We start from the raw sequence: 19815 nt of genomic DNA, 5'->3' as shown, positions 1-19815 counted from the left end.
GATGCAGAACGCCAAGACAGCAGTGGTGATCGGTTCGGGATTTGGTGGGCTTTCGCTCGCCATACGCCTGCAATCGGCCGGGATCGCGACAACGCTCGTCGAGAAGCGCGACAAGTTCGGCGGCCGCGCCTATGTCTACGAGCAGGACGGCTTCACCTTCGACGCCGGGCCCACTGTCATCACCGATCCGACCTGCCTGCAGGAGCTGTTCGCGCTCTCGGGGCGCAAGCTCGAGAACTATGTCGAGCTGATGCCGGTCTCCCCATTCTATCAGCTGCGCTGGGAGGACGGCGCCACTTTCGACTACGTCAACGACCAGGCCGAGCTGGAGCGCCAGATCGCGGCGTTCTGTCCGGCTGATGTGGACGGCTATCGGCGCTTCCGGTCGTATAGCGAGCGCCTGCTGGAGGAGGGCTACGTCAAGCTCGGCCACGTGCCGTTCCCGGATTTCCGGAGCATGGTGCGTGTGGCGCCGCAGCTGGTGGCGCTGCAGAGCTATCGCAGCGTCTATAGCAAGGTGTCGCAATACGTCTCCGACGAGCATCTGCGGCAGGCCTTCAGCTTCCACTCGCTGCTGGTCGGCGGCAATCCGTTCGCGACGTCCTCGATCTACGCGCTGATCCATGCGCTGGAGCGCCGCTGGGGAGTCTGGTTCCCGCGCGGCGGCACCGGCGCGCTCATCAACAAGGGGCTCGTCCAGCTGTTCAAGGATCTCGGCGGCGAGGTGACGCTGTCGACCAGCGTGAGCCGGATCGAGACGGCGAACGGGCGGGTCAGTGCCGTGGTCGCCGAGGACGGCCGTCGGTTCGCCGCCGACATCGTCGCCAGCAACGCCGACGTCGTTCATACCTACCGCGATCTCCTGAAGGACGAGCCGCTGGCGCGGCCGACGGCGCAATCTTTGATGCGCAAGCGCTTCAGCATGTCGCTGTTCGTGATCTATTTCGGCCTGCGCCGCGAGCATCCGGAGCTCAAGCACCACATCATTCTGTTCGGCCGGCGCTACCGCGAGCTGATCAACGAGATCTTCAAGGGGCCCGCGTTGCCTGAGGATTTCTCGCTGTATCTGCACGCGCCGAGCGTGACCGATCCGTCGCTCGCGCCACAAGGCTGCAGCACCTATTACGTGCTCTCGCCGGTGCCGCATCTCGCCGCCGCACCGATCGACTGGAGCGTGGAGGGCCCGCGCTATCGCGACCGCATCCTCGACTATCTCGAGGCGCGCATTCTGCCGGGGCTGAAGTCGGACCTCGCCACCTGCCGCATCTTCACGCCGCAGGATTTCAACACCGAGCTGAATGCGCATCTCGGCTCCGCGTTCTCGCTGGAGCCGATCCTGACGCAGAGCGCGTATTTCCGCGCCCACAACGCGGACGACAAGATCAAGGGGCTGTATCTCGTCGGCGCCGGCACCCATCCGGGCGCCGGCATTCCCGGCGTCGTCGGCTCGGCCAAGGCGACCGCGCGAGTCATCCTCGAGGACCAGCGCGAACTCGCGGAGGCGCAATGACGCTGCGCGACAATGACCATCTGGCGCGGCTGAGCGAAGCCGTCATCCGCAACGGCTCGAAGAGTTTCGCAGCCGCATCCAAGCTGTTCGATTCCCGCACCCGTGCCAGCGTGCACCTGCTCTACGCCTGGTGCCGGCATTGCGACGACGTCATCGACGGACAGGATCTCGGAATTCGGCAGGGCGTCGGCGCGCCTGGCCCGCAGATCGGGACTTTGCAGATGCTGCGCGACCAGACGGCGCAGGCGCTGGAGGGGGCGCCGATGCGCGATCCGGTGTTCCAGGGATTGCAGCGCGTCGTGCAGGAGCACGCGATTCCGCACCATCACGTGTTCGAGCTGCTCGACGGCTTCGCCATGGATGTCGACGGGCGCGAATACGAGACGCTGAGCGAGACGCTGGACTACTGCTATCACGTGGCCGGCGTGGTCGGCGTGATGATGTCGGCGATCATGGGCGCTCGCGAGGAGGCGACGCTGGACCGCGCGGCCGATCTCGGCATCGCGCTGCAGCTCACCAACATCGCCCGTGACGTGATCGAGGATGCCCAGGCCGGCCGCATGTATCTGCCGCAGCAATGGCTGTGCGAGGCCGGCGTGCCGGCCGCCGAGGTCGCGGAACCGCAGCATCGGCAGGCGGTGTTCCGTGTCGTCGCGCGGCTGCTCGATGTCGCGGAGCAGTTTTACGAGGCCAGCGAGGCAGGCATCGCCCGGCTGCCGGTGCGTTGCGCCTGGGCGGTGGAGACGGCCCGCGTCGTCTATCGCCAGATCGGGCGCGAGGTGATGAAGCGCGGTCCCGGCGCCTGGGACGCCCGCATCGCCACGACAGGCGCGCAGAAGCTCGGCGCGATCGGCCGCAGCGCATTGACGCTTGGTCTCACCCGCACCTGGGTTAAGGTGCCCGCGCGCGAGCACAACCTCTGGACCCGCCCGAAGGCGCGGCGCGCCGCCAGTGACGCACAAGCGAGCTTTGCCAATGCATGCAGCAACCGCCAAGGCTACTGAGTTCGGGGCCTCTCGGCGCGACGATGCGAGGCAGCGCCGCGTCGGTCTCACGCTGGCCGCGGTCATCATCGCCGCCTGGCTGGTGCTGCATGTCGGTCTGATGTTCTTCTGGCCGCTGACCCTTCACAGCCTGCTGCCGGCTTTGCCTCTGGTGGTGCTGCAGACCTGGCTCTATGTAGGCCTGTTCATCATCGCGCATGACTGCATGCACGGCTCGCTGGTGCCGTTCAAGCCGCAGGTCAACCGCCGTATCGGACAGCTCTGCCTGTTCCTCTATGCCGGGTTCTCCTTCGACGCTCTCAATGTCGAGCACCACAAGCATCACCGCCATCCCGGCACGGCCGAGGATCCCGATTTCGACGAGGTGCCGCCGCACGGCTTCTGGCACTGGTTCGCCAGCTTTTTCCTGCACTATTTCGGCTGGAAGCAGGTCGCGATCATCGCAGCCGTCTCGCTGGTTTATCAGCTCGTCTTCGCCGTTCCCTTGCAGAACATCCTGCTGTTCTGGGCGCTGCCCGGGCTGCTGTCGGCGCTGCAGCTGTTCACCTTCGGCACCTATCTGCCGCACAAGCCGGCCACGCAGCCCTTCGCCGATCGCCACAACGCGCGGACGAGCGAATTTCCCGCGTGGCTGTCGCTGCTGACCTGCTTCCACTTCGGCTTTCATCACGAGCATCATCTGCATCCCGATGCGCCGTGGTGGCGGCTGCCGGAGATCAAGCGGCGGGCCCTGGAAAGGCGTGACTAAACCCGCTGCCGCATGCGCAGCACCATCCACGCCGATCCGAACAGCGCGACCGCGACACCGGCGAGCAGGGCGATCGGCAGCTCGATCTGCGACAGCGGTGCATCGCGCCACAGCAGGCCGTGATAGCCGTCGATCACCCACGCATTCGGCATCACGGCGCTGATGCTTTGCAGCCAGGGCGGCATCAGGAAGCGTGGCACCATGCTGCCGCCGAGCGCCGACAGCACCAGGACGATGAAGTTCGACAGCGTCTGCGCCTGCTCGCGGGTGCGGCAGGTGGCGGAGAGCAGCAGCGCGAAGCTCGCCGCCGCCGCCGAGGCCGAAAGCGTCAGGCCGCTCCACTCCGGCCATCGCGCGGTGAAATCGACGCCATAGGCGAGCTTGGCGACGATGAAGATCAGGCTGGCCTGCAGTACGCCCTGCAGCAGCAGGAACAGGAACTTGCCGCCGAGCAGCGCCCCGAGCCGCCCCTGTCCCGACAGCAGCCGATCGAAGATGCCGTTCTGTCGCTCGTCGATCAGCACCATGCTGCTCTGGATCGAGGAGAACATCAGGAACATCACGCCGACCGCGCCGGCGTAATACACAACCGCGGCCGCGATGCCGCCGGCGGCGGATTTCACGTTCATTTGCTCGACCAGCGGCGCTGCGCTCGCCTGAGCCGCGCTGCCCTCCGCCGCCTGGGTGCCCATCGCGTCGAGAATGGCGGCGACGCGCGCCTTCTGCTCGGGCTCGAGCGCAACGAAGCGGCGCTCGATATCGGCGAAGGTCCTGCGATAGGCCGCGTCCGGCAGCTTTTCGGCGAACAGGCGCTGCAGCTGGCCGGCCACGATCGGCGTTCCCACCGCCTTGGCGCTGTCGCCGATGACCACGATCGGCGCGGGCGCGCCGGGGATGTCCTGCGCCGGATCCGCGCGCAGCAGGATGCCGACATCGGCCTCGTCCTGCCGCACCATGGTCTCGAGCTCCTCGCGCGACACAGGCGTGCGCTGCGGGCGCCGGAAGGTCGGCTCGGCCCGGATCGCTTCGGTGAGGCGCTGCGTGACCGCGCTCTGCACCGTGTCGAGCACGACGACCCGCAGCCGCAATTGATCGCCGGTGGTGCCGGCGAAGATCGAGGCGAAGATCACGTAGATCGCGGGCGGCAGCACGAAGGCCATCACCAGCGCGCCGCGGTCGCGGATCAAGGCGAGCAGCATCACCCGCAGGATCGAGATCATCATCGCTCGGCTCTCCGGCCGACGAGCTGGCGGAACAGGCTGCCGATATCGGGATCGCGCACTCTCAGCTCCTTCACGGTGATTGCGGCGCCGGCGAGCAGCGCGCTCAACCGGCCGGCGTCGAGGATCTCGGGCGCCAGCAAGCCGCTCCATTCGAGCGGGCCCTGCGCCTGGGCAAAGCCGAGACCGGCCAGCGCCTGCGCCTTTTCGGCGTCGGGCGCCTGCGGCAGGATCACGATCACCTCCTTGCGGTCGCCCATGGTCGTGCGCAGCAGGTCGTCGGGCGTCCCCTCGGCGATGATCCGCCCGTCGTGCAGCACGCCGATGCGATCGGCGATCTGCTGGGCCTGCTCCAGGTCGTGCGTGGTGAGCAGCATCGCCGTGCCGCGCGTCTTGATGTCCGCGAGCATCGCATGCACCGCATCGCGGGCGTCGACGTCGATGCCGACCGTCGGCTCGTCGAGGACGAGCGCCGCCGGCTTGTGCAGGATCGAGGCGCAGATATTGACCCGGCGCTGATAGCCGCCCGAGAGCGTCGAGGTCCGCTGACCGGCGCGCTCGGTCAGGCCGGCGCTGGCCATGGCCCTGTCGACCTCCTGCTTCAGGTCCTTCGCGGGCACGCCGGCGAGCCGCCCGAACACGCCGAGATTTTCGGCCACCGTGAGGTAGGGGTAGAGCGCAATGTTCTGCGGCACGAAGCCGATCTGCGCGCGCGCGGCGTCGTCGCGGACGTCGCGGCCGCCGAGCTCGACCTGCCCGGCGTCGAGCCGCAAGCGGCCGCAGATGGCGTGCATCAGCGTGGTCTTGCCGGCGCCGTTCACGCCGAGCAGGCAGTAGATCTCGCCCGCGCGCAATTCCAGATCGACGCCTTGGAGAACTTGACGGCTGGCATAGGCGTGTCGGGCGCCGATGACCTTGATGACGGCTGACCCGCCCATTCATCCCTCGTTTCGGTGCGGCGCCCGGACTGCCGCGGGACCGCGCAGAACGGGACGTATCGCACGTCGGCTGCGAAGGGAATTGCGGTGATCAGTCGCGAACAGACCGGTGCGCTTCGAGCCGAAGTCCAGCATCGGCCGGGACATCCGCGTACACAACGACCAAACGATCAGCCCGCCACCTTGGATCACTGGAGACGACAAGTCGTTCGGAGAGGATCGGCGTCCCGGCGGAGACCGAAATCACTCGACCTGCAAGGGTCAGCTTCAGGTCACGCCGATCGGCCTTACAGCCGATCGGCCGCCATCGCGAAGGTGACCGCGGGCCACCATCGCGGGCGGCTCGATATGCTACGGGTCCAGCTCGGTGTCCCAATAGAGGTAGTCGAGCCAGCTGTCATGGAGGTAATTCGGCGGGAACAGCCGGCCGTTGCGATGGAGCTGGTGGACGGTCGGCGCGTAGGGCGCCTGTTTGGGGAACATCTTGGCCTGCTGCGGGGTCAGGTTGCCCTTCTTCAGATTGCAGGGCGAGCAGGCGGCGACGACGTTTTCCCAGGTGGTCTGGCCACCCTTGCTGCGGGGGATGACGTGGTCGAATGTCAGGTCGTCGCCGGAGTGGCAGTACTGGCAGACGAAGCGGTCGCGGAGGAAGACGTTGAAGCGGGTGAAGGCCGGATGGGTCGTCGGCTTCACGAAGGACTTCAGCGAGACGACGCTGGGCAGCTGGATCTCGAACGATGGACTTCGGATCGCCCTGTCGTAGTACTCGACGATATTGACGCGATCGAGGAACACCGCCTTGATCGCGTCCTGCCAGGACCAAAGCGACAGCGGGTAATAACTCAGCGGCCGGAAGTCCGCGTTCAGCACCAACACCGGCCAACCGCCTTGCGAGACATGTGCGTTCAAGTAACGCTCCTGGCCTCCATAACGGCTGCGAAGCAGCATGCCCTCACATACTACATGCAGCGTGACGGGATTGTGAAGCCCCAAGAATGGCTTGACATGACTTCTCCCGCCTTTCCAGCATCGGTGAAAGGGCGTCAGAACCGTGGCAGCGCCATGCCTCGCTGCAGTGCAACTCACTTGCAGAACGGAGGCGATCAGCTCGCCTGATCGCCTCAGGCCGAAACCCGCTGCAGCTTCTGCAGGCAGCGATGGATCCTGACCTCGTCGGGCATCGGCTGACCGGGGAAGCTCGTGCTCCAATTGGTGACGCCGACCTCGCCGACATAGATGTCGCCGCGGCTGTCGATGGCGAGCCCGTGCGGCGCCAGAAAACGCCCGGTTTCCAGCCCCGGACCGTGCTCCCCGCCAAGTCGCGCCAGCCGCTTGCCGGTGGAATCCGAGATCGTCAGCCGCGGCCCAAGATTTGGAACGTTGAGGTTGACCGGCATGCCCGGCCCGAGCTCGCCGATGATGAAGGTCTTGCGCTTGGCGCCGCAGGCGCACAGCGCGCAGGGCCGGTGCAGGTTGTTCCACTGCGTCTCGTAGCGGCCTTCGCCGTCGAAGATCTGGATGCGGTGGTTCTCGCGGTCGGCGACGTAGACGAAGCCGTCCGCATCGGTCGCAATGTTGTGAACGATGTTGAACTGGCCGGGATCCGATCCCGGCTCGCCCCAGCTTCTGATCAGCTTGCCGTCGGGCGTGTATTTGTGGACCCGCGCGTTGCCATAGCCGTCGGAGACGTAGATCTCGCCCGACGGCGACAGTGCGGTGTGGGTGCAGCGATTGAACGGCTCGCCGCTCATGAACGGGGTGGGGCGCTCCGGCAGGCCGATGGTGAGAAGCACCTTCCCGTCGGGCGTGCATTTGCGCACGGTGTGGTCGCCGTCGTCGGTGCAGTAGAGATTGTCGTCGGCATCGATCGACAGCCCGTGGGCGCGGCTGAACAGGCCCTCGCCCCAGCTGCGCAGAAAGTTGCCGTCGCGATCGAACACGATCAACGGATGGGCGCCGCGGTTGAAGGCGTAGACGCGGTCCTTGCTGTCGACCGCGACGGAAGCGACGTCGGTCAGCGCCCACCCCTCGGGCAGCTTCGCCCAATCCTTGACGACGCGGTAGGTGTAGTCGCCGGTGCCGAGTACGGACATCGCCTGGTTCCCCCATGCAAGCTCAGTTCGAACGAGGCTACACGGGTTTGACGGCGGGCGGAAACCCGCTCAGCCTGCCATCGACAGCATGTGGCCCTGATTTGGGGGAACGCGGCCCAGCAAGGTGTCGAGATAGACGCGCTGAACAGCTTTGGGCCCGCGTCCGTCCGTGATTGTGAGCCAGCCGTCGAGGCGCGGAGCGAAGTCGCGCCACGCCGTGCCGAGCCGCGTCTCGAGGCCGCCGGGCCCCCATTCCTTCGCGCGCTTCCTGATCTGGTCGGGCGCGAAGAACCAGGTGGGCTGGGCGCCGGGCAGCGGCGCGGCATCGTCGCTCCCGTCTTGATGCGTCAGGCCGACGCGGCCGGAATAGACCAGATGCTCGCCGAAATGATGATGCAGCGCGGCGCGAAGCCCGGCGTTGCCAGCCATGTCGACGAACGCCACGCCAGCGGCCGCGTCGAGCGTGTCGATGGCATCATAAGTCACAACCTCGTCGTAGCAGCCGAGCGCGCGGACAAAGGCCGTGTTCGACGGCGAGGTCAGCCCGACCACGCGGATACCCCGGCGCTGCGTATGCAGCAGGTGCGCAAGTCCGAACGCAGTCTTGCTCGAGGCCGACGACAGGATCACGGTCGACGCGCCGAAATGCGCCTGTTCGGCGAGGAAGTCGTCGACCAGGAAGGACAGCATGAACAGCGGACGGAGCAGGGCCTGATAGTCGCCTTGCCGACCGGCGAAGGCCGCGTCGCCGCCGATCCGCGCATAGGCGTTGTAGACCGGGGCCACGCCCTGGCGATGCGCGGCGGCGTCGCGCAGGCCCCGCTTGCCGACATCGGCCGCCTCGATGACGAGATGCGTCGCCATCGGGAAATAGCCGAACAGCCGCTCGCCTTCCGTGACGGCGGGATTGCGCGATGCGATCACGTCGCCGAAGCCCCAGACCGGAATGATGCCGAATCCGTCGGGTGCGGGAAACAGCTGCCAATATTTCAGCTGCTCGCCGAGCAGCGCATAGGTGATGTTGTTCGCCGTGAAGGCGAAGCGGTCGACCTTCACCAGCAGCGCATCCGTGGGGAGCGCGTCATGATCGGGCAGTTCCGTGATGATCGTCCGGCAGGTCTGCAGCGCGTTGCGCGCGACGATGAAGTCAGTCGATTGCATGGCCGGGAACCTCGGGCATTCGCGGTTGCTTCGCACCTGATCCTGGCCGACATCGATGACCGTTTTGCAACCCCAACTTTGTTTGAAACGGCGTTCGCGGACGTTGTTAGTTGCTCGATGTGATCACGCCCTCGCGGTTCTTGATCACGCGATAGTAGCTCCACCACAGATGCGCCGCCGCGCCGCGCAGCGGCCGCCAGGCTTCGGCGAGCGGCATCATCTGCTTGGACGTGGGACGCGCGTTGAGGCCGAGTCCGACCTTGACCGCCTCCTGCACGGCGAGATCGCCCGCCGGCCAGGCATCGCCGTGGCCGAGACAGAACAGCAGGTAGACGTCGGCCGTCCAGGGGCCGATGCCGGGCAGCCCCGTGAGCGTCGCGTGCGCCGCGTCGGCATCCTCATTGGCGAGCACGTCGAGATTCAGCCGCCTGGCCGCGAGCTCGCGCGCGATGTGCTTCAGCGTCTTGATCTTGGCAGCAGACAGCCCGAGCCTTCCCAACCGGTCGGCGCGGGCGCGACGGATCGCCTCAGCCTCGAACGGATCGAATGCCGCCTGCAACCGGCCCCAAATTGCGGCCGCGCTGGCCGTCGACAGCTGCTGACCGCAGACGATGTGGGCGAGCCCGGCAAAGCCCGGCTCCCGCCGCCGCAGCGCCGGCATGCCGGTAGCCTCCAGGATCGGCGCGAGCCGCGTGTCCTGTCTGACGAGGTCGCGGATCGCATCCTCGAGAATGGCCTGAGTGTCGAGATGGACGGTCATCGTGGCAGACTTCCTGGATCGTCATGCGCGGGCTTGACCCGCGCATCCATCTCGGATCGAACGTTTTCGCAAAGGAGCATGAGTGTCGGATCACGCGAGCTCAAGTCCTGCAAGGACGAACTGACATGCCACCCGTTTTCCGATTTGCCCCCAGCCCCAACGGCTATCTCCATCTCGGCCACGCCTATTCGGCGCTGCTGAACGTCCAGCGTGCGCGGGAGACCGGTGGCCGCCTGCTGTTGCGGATCGAGGACATCGACCCGACGCGCTGCCGGCCCGAATATGAGCAGGCGATCACCGAGGATCTCGCCTGGCTCGGCATCGCCTGGGAGCAGCCGGTGCGGCGGCAGTCGCTGCATCTCGCTGCGTATGGCGCTGCGCTGGAGCGGCTGCAGGATATGGGGCTCGTCTATCCGAGCTTCGAGAGCCGGGCCGAAATCGCGCGGCTGGTCGCGCAGCGAGGTGTCGAGGGCAATTGGCCGCAGGATCCTGATGGGGCGCCGCTCTATCCCGGTGCGGCAAAGGCAATGTCTGCAACACGCCGTGCAGAACTGATGAGCAGCGGCCTGCCCTATGCGCTGCGACTCGATATGGAAGCGGCGGTCGTGCGCGCCGGAGGGCTGAGCTGGGTCGAGGTCGGCTGTGGGCCGAACGGCGAGAGCGGGACGATCGAGGCGACCCCGGCAGTCTGGGGCGACGTCATCCTGGCGCGCAAGGAAACACCCACCAGCTACCATCTGTCCGTGGTCGTGGACGACGCGCTGCAAGGCGTGACCGAGGTGGTGCGTGGACAGGATCTGTTTCATGCGACCAGCGTGCACCGGCTGCTGCAGGTCCTGCTCGGCCTGCCGGCGCCGGCCTATCGGCACCACCAACTGATTCGCGACGATATGGGCCACAAGCTGTCCAAATCCACGCAAGCGACGGCTTTGCGCACATTGCGCGCCGAAGGCGTCTCGCCGGCGGAAATCCGACACAGGATCGGCTTGGTATAGCCGTGTCCTGCCGCAAGTCCCGCTGTCTCCGAATGTTTCCGGCGGGGACAACCTCCGGGGCATCGTGACACTCGGAAACGACCGTGCCATGCTGACCAATGGCGCGGGTTATCGGGAGCTTCAATCGAAAGCGGCACGACAAGACATGACAGTAGAAGTGCCCCTTCGTTTGTCGGAGTTCATGTCACAGGGGCCATGATGAAGCGCGTTCGGAACATGAGTACGGGACGTCGGACCCGACCGACCAAGACAGCTGCGCCCAGACATTCCGCCGCGTCCAAGACGCGCGGCGCCAAGACGCCTGCAAAGACGCCTGCAAAGACGCCTGCAAAGACGCCTGCCAAGATACCTGCCCAATCGACCTCGCCCAGAACGACCTCTTCAAAAGCAGCAAAGCCGAAGACCACGGTCGCGAAGGCTGCACCGGCAGAAAAGCGCGCGAAGGCGCGGCCGTTGCAGAAGCACGTTCCTCAGGTCACGGCATTGGCAGGCGCACTGCGAGTCGGGGCCAAGCCCCGCGCGGCGAAGGCCGTGGCAGGTCAGCGGGCGCGAAGGAATGACGCGGGGGCGCCAGGACCAGGCGTCGTCGAAGCCGCGTTGGCGGTGTTCGCCCACGAGGTGCGGACGCCCCTGACAGGCATTCTCGCGATCAGCGATCTGCTCGCCACCTCCGAGCTCGGCGAGCGCGAGCGGCGCTGGGTCGATACGATCAAGGCGGGTGCCGAGCATCTGTCGAGCCTGGCGACGCTGTTCGTCGACGCCGCCAAGCACGAGAGCACTGGTGCGATCCTGCGCGAGGATCTGTTCGACCTGCGCGTGCTGGCGCGCGCAGCTGGCGATTCATTGTCTGGACGGGCGGCGGCGAAGGGGCTGGAGGCGCGTGTCGAGGTCTCCGACGCATTGCCGGGGCTTGTGGTCGGCGACCCCGTGCGCCTGCGTGCCGCGCTCGAAAACCTGATCGACAATGCGGTGAAGTTCACCGAGCAGGGCGGCGTGGCGCTTGAGATCGCCCTGGCGGGCAAGGCGGGCCGCGGCAAGGCTGGCAGAGCGGCGCCGAAGGGAACGCCAAAGGGCCGGGTCGAGGTCGCGTTCCACGTCTCGGATTCCGGCATCGGGTTGAGCCTGCCGGAGATCAAGCGGCTGTTCCGCCCGTTCAGCCAGGCCAATGTTTCGATCGCCTCGCGTTTCGGCGGCGCTGGTCTCGGCTTGTCCTCGGTGCGGCAACTGGCGCGTGCGATGGGGGGAGACGTGACGGTCACCCCGTATGAGGGTGGCGGGACGACCTTCACGCTCACCGTGGCGCTGACGGTGGCGGCTGCGCCGCACACGACGGCGGCAGGAGGCGAGGATGGCGTGACGCTCGCGCCGGTCAGGCCGCTGCGCCTGCTGGGCGTCGAGGACAATCCGTTTGGCCGTGTCGTGCTCAACACCATCCTGAACGAGCTCGGTCACCAGGCCGAGTTCATCGGCCGCGGCGAAGCGGCGCCGGAGCGCATCGCGTCGGGCAGCTACGATGCCGTGCTGATGGACATGGTGCTCCCGGGCATCAACGGCGTGGAGGCGATCGCGCGGATTCGCGCCCTCGGTGCGCCTCATGGCGACATCCCGATCATCGGCGTCTCCGGGCGGGGCGAGGACGAAGCGGCGTCGCGCACCGCCGGCGCGGATGCGTTCCTGCTCAAGCCCGTTTCGCCGAGGGCTCTAGCGACTGCGCTTCTTGCAGCGACACACCGCGCGGCAGCCGCGACTTGATGATCGACGCGTTCAACTCGCCGCCGTAGACGAAGATCGCCGCGATGAAATACAGGAACACCAGCGCGATGATCACCGAGGCGAGCCCTGCATACATCGTCACGTAGTTGTTGGCGAAGCGCGCCAGGTACTGGCCGAACACGATGCCCGACACCAGCGAGGCGACGAAGGTGAAGACGATGCCCGGCATGATCTGCATGAAGCTGCGCCGGCCCGCCGGCAGCCAGGCGTGCAGGATGAACAATGCGACGATCAGAGCGCTGATCGTGATGCCGTAGCGGGACAGATTGACGAAGCGCTCATTGGCGTCGACCGCAAGCGGCAGAAACCGCCTTGCGGTGGCGAGCATCAGCGGACCGAGCACGATCAGGAACGACATCGCCAGCGCGGTTACGGCGGCGACCAGGGTGTAGCCGATCGATTCCAGCCGTAGCCAGTACCAGCGGCGCTGCTCGATGACCCCGTAGGCGCGGTTCAGCGCGACCCGCAGCGCCTCGACGCCGTTCGAGGCGAAGTACACCGCAAGCACGGCGCCGATGGTCAGCGCATCCGTCCGAGTTGTCGTCAGCACGTCGTGAATCTCGCCGGTCAGCGCATCCGCGACCTGGGCCGGCCAGGTCTCGAGGATCAGGGTGGCGGCCTGGTCGGCGAGGTCCTTGGAGCCGAGGAAGCCGGCGAGCGAGGTCAGCACAATCAGGAAGGGAAACAGCGCCATCAGCGTCGACAGCGCGATATGGCTCGCGATCGCCCAGCCGTCGTCCGCGAGGAAGGTGTAGAACGCATCCATGACGACGTGAAAGATGTAGCGAAGCGCCTTCACCTGTCCCTGCACTCCGCGAACAACCTGCCCTCAGACCATCCGATATTACGGATCCAAAAGCCAGAAGTTGCAGCCCCGGCTGCGCCGATCCGGCATGGCGCTCCTGCGTCCATGGTGTTATCTAGCCCTAATGGCTTCAATTCTCGGTAAATTAATCCTGCCTATCGCCGTCGGCGCGGTCGCGCTGGTGCTGTTTCTCGGGCTCGTCAACATGACGCGAGGCGGCTCGCCGAACCTGTCGCAGAAGCTGATGCGCTGGCGGGTGATCCTGCAATTCGTGGCGATCGTCATTGCCATGGCGACCATCTGGGCGATGGGACGCTGAGGGCGTGCGAGAACGGGGACGTTGAGACAACGGCATGGTCATTTTGAATCGTATCTACACGCGGACCGGTGACGACGGCACGACGGCGCTCGGCAATGGCGAGCGCCGGCCGAAGTTCGACCTGCGCGTCTCCGCCTATGGAACCGTCGATGAGACCAACGCCGCGATCGGCGTGGTGCGGCTGCATCTCGCCGACGCGCCCGAGATCGACGCGATGCTCGGCCTGATCCAGAACGATCTGTTCGACCTCGGGGCCGACCTGGCGGTGCCGCAGCGCGAGGGCAAGGCGGAGCGGCTGCGCGTGGTGGCGAGCCAGGTGGATCGTCTGGAGCGCGACATCGACACGTTGAATGACAAGCTCGCGCCGCTGACCTCGTTCGTGCTCCCTGGTGGAACCCCTGCGGCGGCGCATCTGCACGTTGCCCGTACTATTTGCCGCAGGGCGGAACGGATCATGGCGGAACTCGCTTCCCGACCGGACGAGCCGGTCAGCGAGGCTGCGATTCGTTATATGAACCGCCTGTCGGATTTCCTGTTCGTGGCCAGCCGCGCCGCGAACCGGAACGGCGCCGGCGACGTGTTGTGGGTGCCAGGGCAAAACCGTTAGCCCCGGGGGCGTGCGGGGTGGCGTTTTTTCGCCCCTCGCGCGTTGACCGGGGGGTACGGGCGCTTTAGGTTCCGCGCCCGAAAGATCAACCCCGGACAATTGAGAGCGAAAGAGGATCGATGAAGGTTCTGGTGCCGGTCAAGCGGGTGGTCGACTACAACGTCAAGGTCCGCGTCAAGAGCGACGGATCGGGCGTTGAGCTCGCCAACGTCAAGATGTCGATGAATCCGTTCGACGAGATCGCCGTCGAGGAAGCGCTGCGGCTGAAGGAAGCCGGCAAGGCGACCGAGGTCGTCGTGGTCTCGATCGGACCCGCGCAGGCCTCCGAGACCATCCGCACCGCGCTCGCAATGGGCGCGGACCGCGGCATCCTGGTCAAGGCCGAAGGCAATGTCGAACCGCTCGCGGTGGCCAAGATCCTCAAGGCTGTGGCGCAGGAAGAGCAGCCCGGGCTGATCATTCTCGGCAAGCAGGCGATCGACGACGACAGCAATCAGACCGGCCAGATGCTGGCCGCGCTGCTCGGCTGGGCGCAGGCGACCTTCGCTTCCAAGCTCGAGGTCGAAGGGGCCGACTTCAAGGTCACCCGCGAGGTCGATGGCGGCCTGCAGACCGTGATGCTCAAGGGACCGGCGATCGTCACCACCGATCTGCGTCTCAACGAGCCGCGCTACGCGTCGCTGCCGAACATCATGAAGGCGAAGAAGAAGCCGATCGCCGAGAAGACCGCCGCCGACACCGGCGTCGATCTCACCCCGCGGCTCGAAGTGCTCAAGACCGCGGAGCCCGCGGGCCGCAAGGCGGGCGTCAAGGTGAAGGACGTCGCGGAGCTCGTTTCCAAACTCAAGACCGAGGCGGGGGTGCTCTGATGGCCACGCTGCTGATTGCCGAACACGACAACGCTGGAATCAAGGACGCGACCAACAAGGCGTTGACGGCGGCCGCCGCGCTCGGCGCCGATGTCGACGTGCTGGTCGCGGGCCAGGGCGCCAAGGGCGCGGCGGACGCCGCCGCCAAGCTCGCCGGCGTCAAGAAGGTCCTGCTCGCGGACGATGCCGCCTATGCGCATGATCTCGCCGAGCCGCTCGCCGACCTCGTCGTCAAGCTCGCCGCCAACTACGACGCGGTCGTCGCGCCCGCCACCTCGCGCTTCAAGAACGTGATGCCGCGCATCGCCGCGCTGCTCGACGTGATGCAGGTGTCGGAGATCATCAAGGTCGTCGCGCCCGACACGTTCGAGCGGCCGATCTATGCCGGCAACGCGATCCAGACCGTGAAGTCGAAGGACGCCAAGAAGGTCATCACCGTCCGCACCTCCACCTTCGCCGCCGCGGGCGATGGTGGCGGCGCGTCGGTGGAGACGGTCGCGGCGGCCGGTGATCCGGCGCTGTCGACGTTTGTTGGCGAAGAGGTCGCCAAGAGCGATCGCCCCGAGCTGACCTCGGCCAAGATCATCGTCTCCGGCGGCCGCGCGATGCAGAGCCGCGAGAACTTCGCCAAATATATCGAGCCGCTCGCCGACAAGCTCGGCGCCGGCGTCGGCGCCTCGCGTGCCGCGGTCGACGCGGGCTACGCGCCGAACGACTGGCAGGTCGGCCAGACCGGCAAGGTGGTCGCTCCGGAACTCTACGTGGCGGTCGGCATTTCAGGCGCCATTCAGCATCTGGCCGGCATGAAGGACTCCAAGGTGATCGTCGCGATCAACAAGGACGAGGATGCGCCGATCTTCCAGGTCGCCGATTACGGCCTGGTCGCGGACCTCTACCAGGCGGTTCCGGAGCTGACGGAAGCGCTCGGCAAGTAACGTGGGATACACCGGCCGCGGAGGGGACTGTCGCGGCCGGTGTCTTATTCTGTTAGGGCATGGATGGGCGCAGATGTCTGCGCCGCTCCGGTGGATGACGACATGGCTCAGATCAACAAGCTCGGTGTGATCGGCGCAGGACAGATGGGCAACGGCATCGCGCATGTCGCTGCGCTGGCCGGGCTCGACGTGGTGCTCAACGACGTCACCTCCGACCGTCTGAAATCCGGCATGGCCACCATCAACGGCAACCTGACCCGTCAGGTCGCCAAGAAGATGATTTCCGAGGACGCCCGCGGCCAGGCGTTGAAGCACATCTCGACCACCGACAGCCTCGATGGCCTCGCTGATTGCGATCTCGTCATCGAGACCGCAATCGAGAAGGAGGACGTGAAGCGCAAGATCTTCCACGATCTCTGCGCGGTGCTGAAGCCCGAGGCGATGATCGCCTCCAATACCTCGTCGATCTCGATCACGCGGCTCGCGGCCTGCACCGACCGTCCCGAGCGGTTCATCGGCATCCACTTCATGAATCCGGTTCCGTTGATGGAGCTGGTGGAACTGATCCGGGGCATCGCCACCGACGACGCGACCTTCGAGGCGGCCAAGGAGTTTGTCGGCCGGCTCGGCAAGCAGGTGGCCGTCTCCGAGGATTTCCCGGCCTTCATCGTCAACCGCATCCTGCTGCCGATGATCAACGAGGCGATCTACACGCTGTATGAGGGCGTCGGCAACGTCGAGGCGATCGACGCCGCGATGAAGCTCGGCGCGCATCATCCGATGGGCCCGCTGGAGCTCGCCGACTTCATCGGCCTCGATACCTGTCTCTCGATCATGCAGGTGCTGCATGAGGGGCTGGCGGATTCCAAGTACCGCCCCTGTCCGCTGCTGGTGAAGTATGTCGAGGCCGGCTGGCTCGGCCGCAAGTCGCAGCGCGGCTTCTACGACTATCGCGGCCCCAAGCCGGTGCCGACCCGGTAGTTCAACCGTCCCTTGAAACGCCCGATCGATACGCTTCGTTAAGGCTGCCGGGATACGGTGCCATAACGAGGTATGAGCGTATGGATATGAGCTTGGTGGCTGCGGCGCTTGCGCAGCAGGCGAGCGCGACCCAGCAGCAGGTCGCCACGTCGGTCTTGAAGCAGAATTTGAACGCGCAGAAGGACGCGGTCCTGACCCTGCTCGGCGGCGCCCAGCAGACGCTGTCGCTCGCCAATGTCGGCCCCGGCGTGGGCGGCAACCTCAATATCGCGGCCTGAGCGCTAAGGCGCCCTTTTCCCCATCCACGGTCATTCCGGGGCGATGCGCAGCATCGAACCCGGAATCTAGAGCTTGTCGGACTCATCTCGAGATTCCGGGTTCAGCCCTGCGGGCTGCCCCGGAGTGACGTCCGTTGGATTGGTTTAGAGCCCCGCCGCGGCCTTCGACGTCGCCGCCTGGATCAGCTTGAGCGCATCGGCGCTGTCCCATTCGGCGGGACCGGCGATGGTGGCGATCTCGCAGCCATTGCCGTCGACCAGCACCGAGGTCGGCATGCCCAGCGCGCGGCCGACCGCCTTCAGATCCTGGAACACCTTGGCCTTGGCGTCGCTGAAATAAGCGAGCTGCGTCAGCCTGGCGTCGGCGAGGAACGTCTTCGGCTTCTCCGGATCGCGGGTGTCGATGTTGACCGCGACCACCTGGAAGGCGTCGCTGCCGAGCTTGGCCTGCAGGCCGTCCAGCGCCGGCATCTCCTTGCGGCAGGGCACGCACCAGGTCGCCCAGAGGTTCAATAGCACCGTCCTGCCGCGGAAATCCGAGAGCTTCGCGGGCTTGCCCGCGGCGTCCTCGAAGGCGAGGTCCGGCAGCCGCAGCGGCGTCTTGGCGGCGGTCAGCGCCGCCACCTCGCCCTTGATGAGCGGCGCCAGCCGCGCCGCGGTGTCGACCGCGCCCTGGCAGGCCTGGTCGCCGGCCGGCTTGCCCTTCAAGAGTCCCCCGAACGAAACCGCCGCGATGCCGACCACGGCAGCGACCGCCACGGCGCCGGCCAAGAGCACGGTTCGGCCGCGGGCGGCGGGGCGGGCGGGGGACGTCTCTGGCTTATCGTTTGTCATCTCGGGTCGGTTGCGGCTATCAGAGGCGCGAAATTCGGGGCACGGGACGTGTGTCCCATCCAGTGGCGATCAGCAAGGTCTAAGAGCGGCAGGCATGAGCAACAAGATGTGGGGCGGCCGGTTCACGGAGCGTCCCGACGAGATCATGGAGGACATCAACGTCTCGATCGACGTCGATCGCCACCTTTACGCGCAGGATATCGCCGCGTCCAAGGCGCACGCCGCCATGCTCGCCGCCCAGGGCATCATCACGTCAGGTGATGCGAAAAATATGGCCAGGGGTCTAGACACGATTCTGTCAGAGATCACCAAGGGCTCGTTCGAGTTCAAGCGCGCGCTCGAGGACATCCATATGAATGTCGAGAGCCGGCTGTCCGAGCTGATCGGCCCCGCCGCCGGCCGCCTGCACACCGCGCGCTCCCGCAACGACCAGGTCGCCACCGATTTTCGCCTGTTCGTGCGCGACGAGATCGACGACATCGACGCGGCGCTGGCCGCCTACCAGCAGGCTCTCGCGACCCGCGCGCTCGAATTCGCCGGCACCGTGATGCCCGGCTTCACCCATCTGCAGACGGCGCAGCCCGTCACCTTCGGCCACCATCTCCTCGCCTATGTCGAGATGGCCGGCCGCGACCGCGGCCGCTTCGCCGACGCCCGCGAGCGCCTCAATGAATCGCCGCTGGGCGCCGCCGCGCTCGCCGGCACCTCGTTCCCGATCGACCGCCACGCCACCGCGCAAGCCCTCGGCTTCGACCGCCCGATGGCCAATTCGCTCGACGCCGTCTCCGACCGCGACTTCGTGCTGGAGACCCTGTCGGCGGCGTCGATCTGCGCCGTGCATCTGTCGCGCTTCGCCGAGGAGATCGTGATCTGGACCTCGCCCTTGGTCGGCCTGATCAAGCTGTCGGACAAGTTCACGACCGGCTCCTCGATCATGCCGCAGAAGCGCAATCCGGACGCCGCGGAGCTCGTCCGCGCCAAGACGGGGCGCGTCATCGGCGCGCTCAACGGGCTCCTGATCGTGATGAAGGGCCTGCCGCTGGCCTATCAAAAGGACATGCAGGAGGACAAGCAGGGCGCGATGGAGGCGTTCGCCGCGCTGTCGCTGGCGATCCGCGCCATGACCGGCATGGCGCTCGACCTGGTGCCGGACGAAGCCCGCATGAAGGCCGCCGCCGGCGAGGGCTACGCCACCGCCACCGATCTGGCCGACTGGCTGGTCCGCACCCTCAAGATGCCGTTCCGCGAGGCCCATCACGTGACGGGGCGCATCGTCGCGCTGGCCTCGAAGCAGGGCGTCGCGCTGCACGAGCTGCCGCTCGAGGCGATGCAGGAGGTGGAGCCCAAGATCACGGCCGACGTGCTCGGCGTGCTCTCGGTCGAGGCCTCGGTGAAGAGCCGCACCAGCTTCGGCGGCACCGCACCGAAGAACGTCGCGAGCCAGGCCAAGGCCTGGCTGAAGCGTCTGGAAAAACAGCGGAAGTAGGGCTCCCCGCCGAAAATTGATCGGCTCGGCGTGGCACTCCGGCACTCGTCATGGCCCGCCGATCTCTGTATGGTGCCGCCCGCATGGGGATTTCACACGTGATTAGCGCTCGCCGTCCGACCTCCGCCGCCCGGGTCCTGCTCGTCCTGGGCGCTTCAGCCCTGCTGCTGGCCGCCTGCGGCCGCAAGGGCCCGCTGGACCTGCCGGCCAATTCCCCACCCGCGCCGCAACTCTCCGCCGCGCCGGACACCGCGACCGACAACGCCGCCAAGCCCGGCGTCTTCAACTCCGGCTACGGCGCCGACAGCGCCCCCGCCGCCCCCCGCGGCCAGAAGAAACCCTTCATCCTGGATCCGCTGCTCGACAGCAAATAGGGCTGACGCGCTCCAGACTGGCTCCACAGCTTCTCGGGGAAGATCGCGTCAGGGCAACGCCCGCAGCAGGCATCGAGGCCACCCCCGTCCTTCGAGACGCCCGCCTTTGGCGGGCTCCTCAGGAC

General features: G+C 66.6%; 21 protein-coding genes. 13 read left to right on the top strand and 8 right to left on the bottom strand.

Going from position 1 to position 19815, the window contains the following annotated elements; all coding sequences use genetic code 11:
* Position 1 precedes the first annotated feature (1 nt).
* Genes BRADO_RS30200 through BRADO_RS30190 form a run of 3 tightly spaced genes read left to right on the top strand, consistent with a single transcriptional unit; the run spans position 2 to position 3262 of the window.
* Positions 2-1510: a phytoene desaturase gene (locus BRADO_RS30200; RefSeq protein ID WP_050781057.1), complete on the top strand. Its 1509-nt coding sequence runs from the start codon at positions 2-4 to the stop codon at positions 1508-1510.
* A complete protein-coding gene (locus BRADO_RS30195; RefSeq protein WP_012029996.1) occupies positions 1507-2514 on the top strand; it encodes a phytoene/squalene synthase family protein in 1008 nt (335 codons plus the stop codon). Before BRADO_RS30200 ends, BRADO_RS30195 begins: the two co-directional genes overlap by 4 nt.
* Positions 2486-3262, top strand: coding sequence for a fatty acid desaturase (locus BRADO_RS30190; protein ID WP_012029995.1), 777 nt, complete (start codon positions 2486-2488; stop codon positions 3260-3262). Before BRADO_RS30195 ends, BRADO_RS30190 begins: the two co-directional genes overlap by 29 nt.
* On the opposite strand, the gene BRADO_RS30185 is transcribed toward BRADO_RS30190, so the two are convergent.
* From BRADO_RS30185 to BRADO_RS30160, 6 genes are all read right to left on the bottom strand, one after another.
* Positions 3259-4485 carry an ABC transporter permease gene (locus tag BRADO_RS30185; RefSeq protein WP_041757153.1) on the bottom strand — a complete coding sequence of 409 codons (1227 nt, stop codon included), beginning with the start codon at positions 4483-4485 and terminating at the stop codon, positions 3259-3261. The genes BRADO_RS30190 and BRADO_RS30185 overlap by 4 nt on opposite strands.
* Entirely contained in the window at positions 4482-5420 is a 939-nt protein-coding gene (locus tag BRADO_RS30180) for an ABC transporter ATP-binding protein (RefSeq protein ID WP_012029993.1), read from the bottom strand. Before BRADO_RS30180 ends, BRADO_RS30185 begins: the two co-directional genes overlap by 4 nt.
* Positions 5421-5771: 351 nt before the next feature.
* The gene (locus BRADO_RS30175) at positions 5772-6329 is read right to left on the bottom strand and encodes an HNH endonuclease (RefSeq protein WP_012029992.1); all 558 of its coding nucleotides are present in this window, start codon (positions 6327-6329) and stop codon (positions 5772-5774) included.
* Positions 6330-6541: 212 nt separating this feature from the next.
* The gene (locus BRADO_RS30170; protein WP_012029991.1) at positions 6542-7513 is read right to left on the bottom strand and encodes a peptidyl-alpha-hydroxyglycine alpha-amidating lyase family protein; all 972 of its coding nucleotides are present in this window, start codon (positions 7511-7513) and stop codon (positions 6542-6544) included.
* Positions 7514-7582: 69 nt separating this feature from the next.
* The gene (locus tag BRADO_RS30165) at positions 7583-8674 is read right to left on the bottom strand and encodes a DUF2855 family protein (RefSeq protein ID WP_041757152.1); all 1092 of its coding nucleotides are present in this window, start codon (positions 8672-8674) and stop codon (positions 7583-7585) included.
* 106 nt (positions 8675-8780) lie between these two features.
* Positions 8781-9434: a DNA-3-methyladenine glycosylase gene (locus tag BRADO_RS30160; protein ID WP_012029989.1), complete on the bottom strand. Its 654-nt coding sequence runs from the start codon at positions 9432-9434 to the stop codon at positions 8781-8783.
* A gap of 125 nt (positions 9435-9559) precedes the next feature.
* Here BRADO_RS30160 and gluQRS point away from each other — a divergent pair, with 125 nt between their 5' ends.
* Together gluQRS and BRADO_RS30145 are read left to right on the top strand one after the other, a co-directional pair.
* A complete protein-coding gene (gene gluQRS, locus BRADO_RS30155) occupies positions 9560-10429 on the top strand; it encodes a tRNA glutamyl-Q(34) synthetase GluQRS (protein WP_012029988.1) in 870 nt (289 codons plus the stop codon).
* A gap of 597 nt (positions 10430-11026) precedes the next feature.
* The gene (locus BRADO_RS30145) at positions 11027-12181 is read left to right on the top strand and encodes an ATP-binding protein (RefSeq protein WP_012029987.1); all 1155 of its coding nucleotides are present in this window, start codon (positions 11027-11029) and stop codon (positions 12179-12181) included.
* On the opposite strand, the gene BRADO_RS30140 is transcribed toward BRADO_RS30145, so the two are convergent.
* The gene (locus BRADO_RS30140; protein WP_041757851.1) at positions 12108-13001 is read right to left on the bottom strand and encodes a YihY/virulence factor BrkB family protein; all 894 of its coding nucleotides are present in this window, start codon (positions 12999-13001) and stop codon (positions 12108-12110) included. The genes BRADO_RS30145 and BRADO_RS30140 overlap by 74 nt on opposite strands.
* 130 nt (positions 13002-13131) lie before the next feature.
* On the opposite strand from BRADO_RS30140, the gene BRADO_RS30135 reads away from it, so the two are divergent.
* The 6 genes from BRADO_RS30135 (at position 13132) to BRADO_RS30110 (ending at position 16996) form a co-directional block, all read left to right on the top strand.
* A complete protein-coding gene (locus BRADO_RS30135) occupies positions 13132-13326 on the top strand; it encodes a twin transmembrane helix small protein (protein WP_012029985.1) in 195 nt (64 codons plus the stop codon).
* A gap of 34 nt (positions 13327-13360) precedes the next feature.
* Positions 13361-13933, top strand: coding sequence for a cob(I)yrinic acid a,c-diamide adenosyltransferase (locus BRADO_RS30130; RefSeq protein ID WP_012029984.1), 573 nt, complete (start codon positions 13361-13363; stop codon positions 13931-13933).
* Between the two features lie 119 nt (positions 13934-14052).
* On the top strand, positions 14053-14802 hold the full coding sequence (locus BRADO_RS30125) for an electron transfer flavoprotein subunit beta/FixA family protein (RefSeq protein ID WP_012029983.1): 750 nt from the start codon (positions 14053-14055) through the stop codon (positions 14800-14802).
* On the top strand, positions 14802-15737 hold the full coding sequence (locus tag BRADO_RS30120; RefSeq protein WP_012029982.1) for an electron transfer flavoprotein subunit alpha/FixB family protein: 936 nt from the start codon (positions 14802-14804) through the stop codon (positions 15735-15737). Before BRADO_RS30125 ends, BRADO_RS30120 begins: the two co-directional genes overlap by 1 nt.
* A 102-nt stretch (positions 15738-15839) precedes the next feature.
* The gene (locus tag BRADO_RS30115) at positions 15840-16718 is read left to right on the top strand and encodes a 3-hydroxybutyryl-CoA dehydrogenase (RefSeq protein WP_041757849.1); all 879 of its coding nucleotides are present in this window, start codon (positions 15840-15842) and stop codon (positions 16716-16718) included.
* A gap of 80 nt (positions 16719-16798) precedes the next feature.
* On the top strand, positions 16799-16996 hold the full coding sequence (locus BRADO_RS30110) for a putative motility protein (RefSeq protein WP_008964847.1): 198 nt from the start codon (positions 16799-16801) through the stop codon (positions 16994-16996).
* Positions 16997-17140: 144 nt separating this feature from the next.
* On the opposite strand, the gene BRADO_RS30105 is transcribed toward BRADO_RS30110, so the two are convergent.
* Positions 17141-17830, bottom strand: coding sequence for a TlpA disulfide reductase family protein (locus BRADO_RS30105; protein WP_012029980.1), 690 nt, complete (start codon positions 17828-17830; stop codon positions 17141-17143).
* A 94-nt stretch (positions 17831-17924) separates the two neighbouring features.
* Between BRADO_RS30105 and argH the strand changes: the two genes are divergently transcribed.
* Both argH and BRADO_RS30095 read left to right on the top strand, forming a co-directional pair.
* Complete coding sequence (gene argH / locus BRADO_RS30100; protein ID WP_012029979.1) at positions 17925-19316, top strand: argininosuccinate lyase; 1392 nt, start codon at positions 17925-17927, stop codon at positions 19314-19316.
* Positions 19317-19414: 98 nt separating this feature from the next.
* Positions 19415-19690 (top strand): lipoprotein, encoded by a 276-nt coding sequence (locus BRADO_RS30095; RefSeq protein ID WP_012029978.1) that lies wholly within the window; start codon positions 19415-19417, stop codon positions 19688-19690.
* Positions 19691-19815: the final 125 nt, after the last annotated feature.

Origin of the sequence: Bradyrhizobium sp. ORS 278, from assembly GCF_000026145.1 — a bacterium.
Classification (GTDB): Bacteria; Pseudomonadota; Alphaproteobacteria; order Rhizobiales; family Xanthobacteraceae; genus Bradyrhizobium.
Note: the sequence above shows the minus strand (reverse complement) of the source record. Positions and strands in the feature narration are given on the sequence as shown.

Coding starts and splice junctions, on each gene's coding strand:
- BRADO_RS30200 (WP_050781057.1), top strand. CDS start 2: ATGCAGAACGCCAAGACAGCAGTGGTGATCGGTTCGGGATTTGGTGGG.
- BRADO_RS30195 (WP_012029996.1), top strand. CDS start 1,507: ATGACGCTGCGCGACAATGACCATCTGGCGCGGCTGAGCGAAGCCGTC.
- BRADO_RS30190 (WP_012029995.1), top strand. CDS start 2,486: ATGCATGCAGCAACCGCCAAGGCTACTGAGTTCGGGGCCTCTCGGCGC.
- BRADO_RS30185 (WP_041757153.1), bottom strand. CDS start 4,485: ATGATGATCTCGATCCTGCGGGTGATGCTGCTCGCCTTGATCCGCGAC.
- BRADO_RS30180 (WP_012029993.1), bottom strand. CDS start 5,420: ATGGGCGGGTCAGCCGTCATCAAGGTCATCGGCGCCCGACACGCCTAT.
- BRADO_RS30170 (WP_012029991.1), bottom strand. CDS start 7,513: ATGTCCGTACTCGGCACCGGCGACTACACCTACCGCGTCGTCAAGGAT.
- BRADO_RS30165 (WP_041757152.1), bottom strand. CDS start 8,674: ATGCAATCGACTGACTTCATCGTCGCGCGCAACGCGCTGCAGACCTGC.
- BRADO_RS30160 (WP_012029989.1), bottom strand. CDS start 9,434: ATGACCGTCCATCTCGACACTCAGGCCATTCTCGAGGATGCGATCCGC.
- gluQRS (WP_012029988.1), top strand. CDS start 9,560: ATGCCACCCGTTTTCCGATTTGCCCCCAGCCCCAACGGCTATCTCCAT.
- BRADO_RS30135 (WP_012029985.1), top strand. CDS start 13,132: ATGGCTTCAATTCTCGGTAAATTAATCCTGCCTATCGCCGTCGGCGCG.
- BRADO_RS30130 (WP_012029984.1), top strand. CDS start 13,361: ATGGTCATTTTGAATCGTATCTACACGCGGACCGGTGACGACGGCACG.
- BRADO_RS30125 (WP_012029983.1), top strand. CDS start 14,053: ATGAAGGTTCTGGTGCCGGTCAAGCGGGTGGTCGACTACAACGTCAAG.
- BRADO_RS30120 (WP_012029982.1), top strand. CDS start 14,802: ATGGCCACGCTGCTGATTGCCGAACACGACAACGCTGGAATCAAGGAC.
- BRADO_RS30115 (WP_041757849.1), top strand. CDS start 15,840: ATGGCTCAGATCAACAAGCTCGGTGTGATCGGCGCAGGACAGATGGGC.
- BRADO_RS30110 (WP_008964847.1), top strand. CDS start 16,799: ATGGATATGAGCTTGGTGGCTGCGGCGCTTGCGCAGCAGGCGAGCGCG.
- BRADO_RS30105 (WP_012029980.1), bottom strand. CDS start 17,830: ATGACAAACGATAAGCCAGAGACGTCCCCCGCCCGCCCCGCCGCCCGC.
- argH (WP_012029979.1), top strand. CDS start 17,925: ATGAGCAACAAGATGTGGGGCGGCCGGTTCACGGAGCGTCCCGACGAG.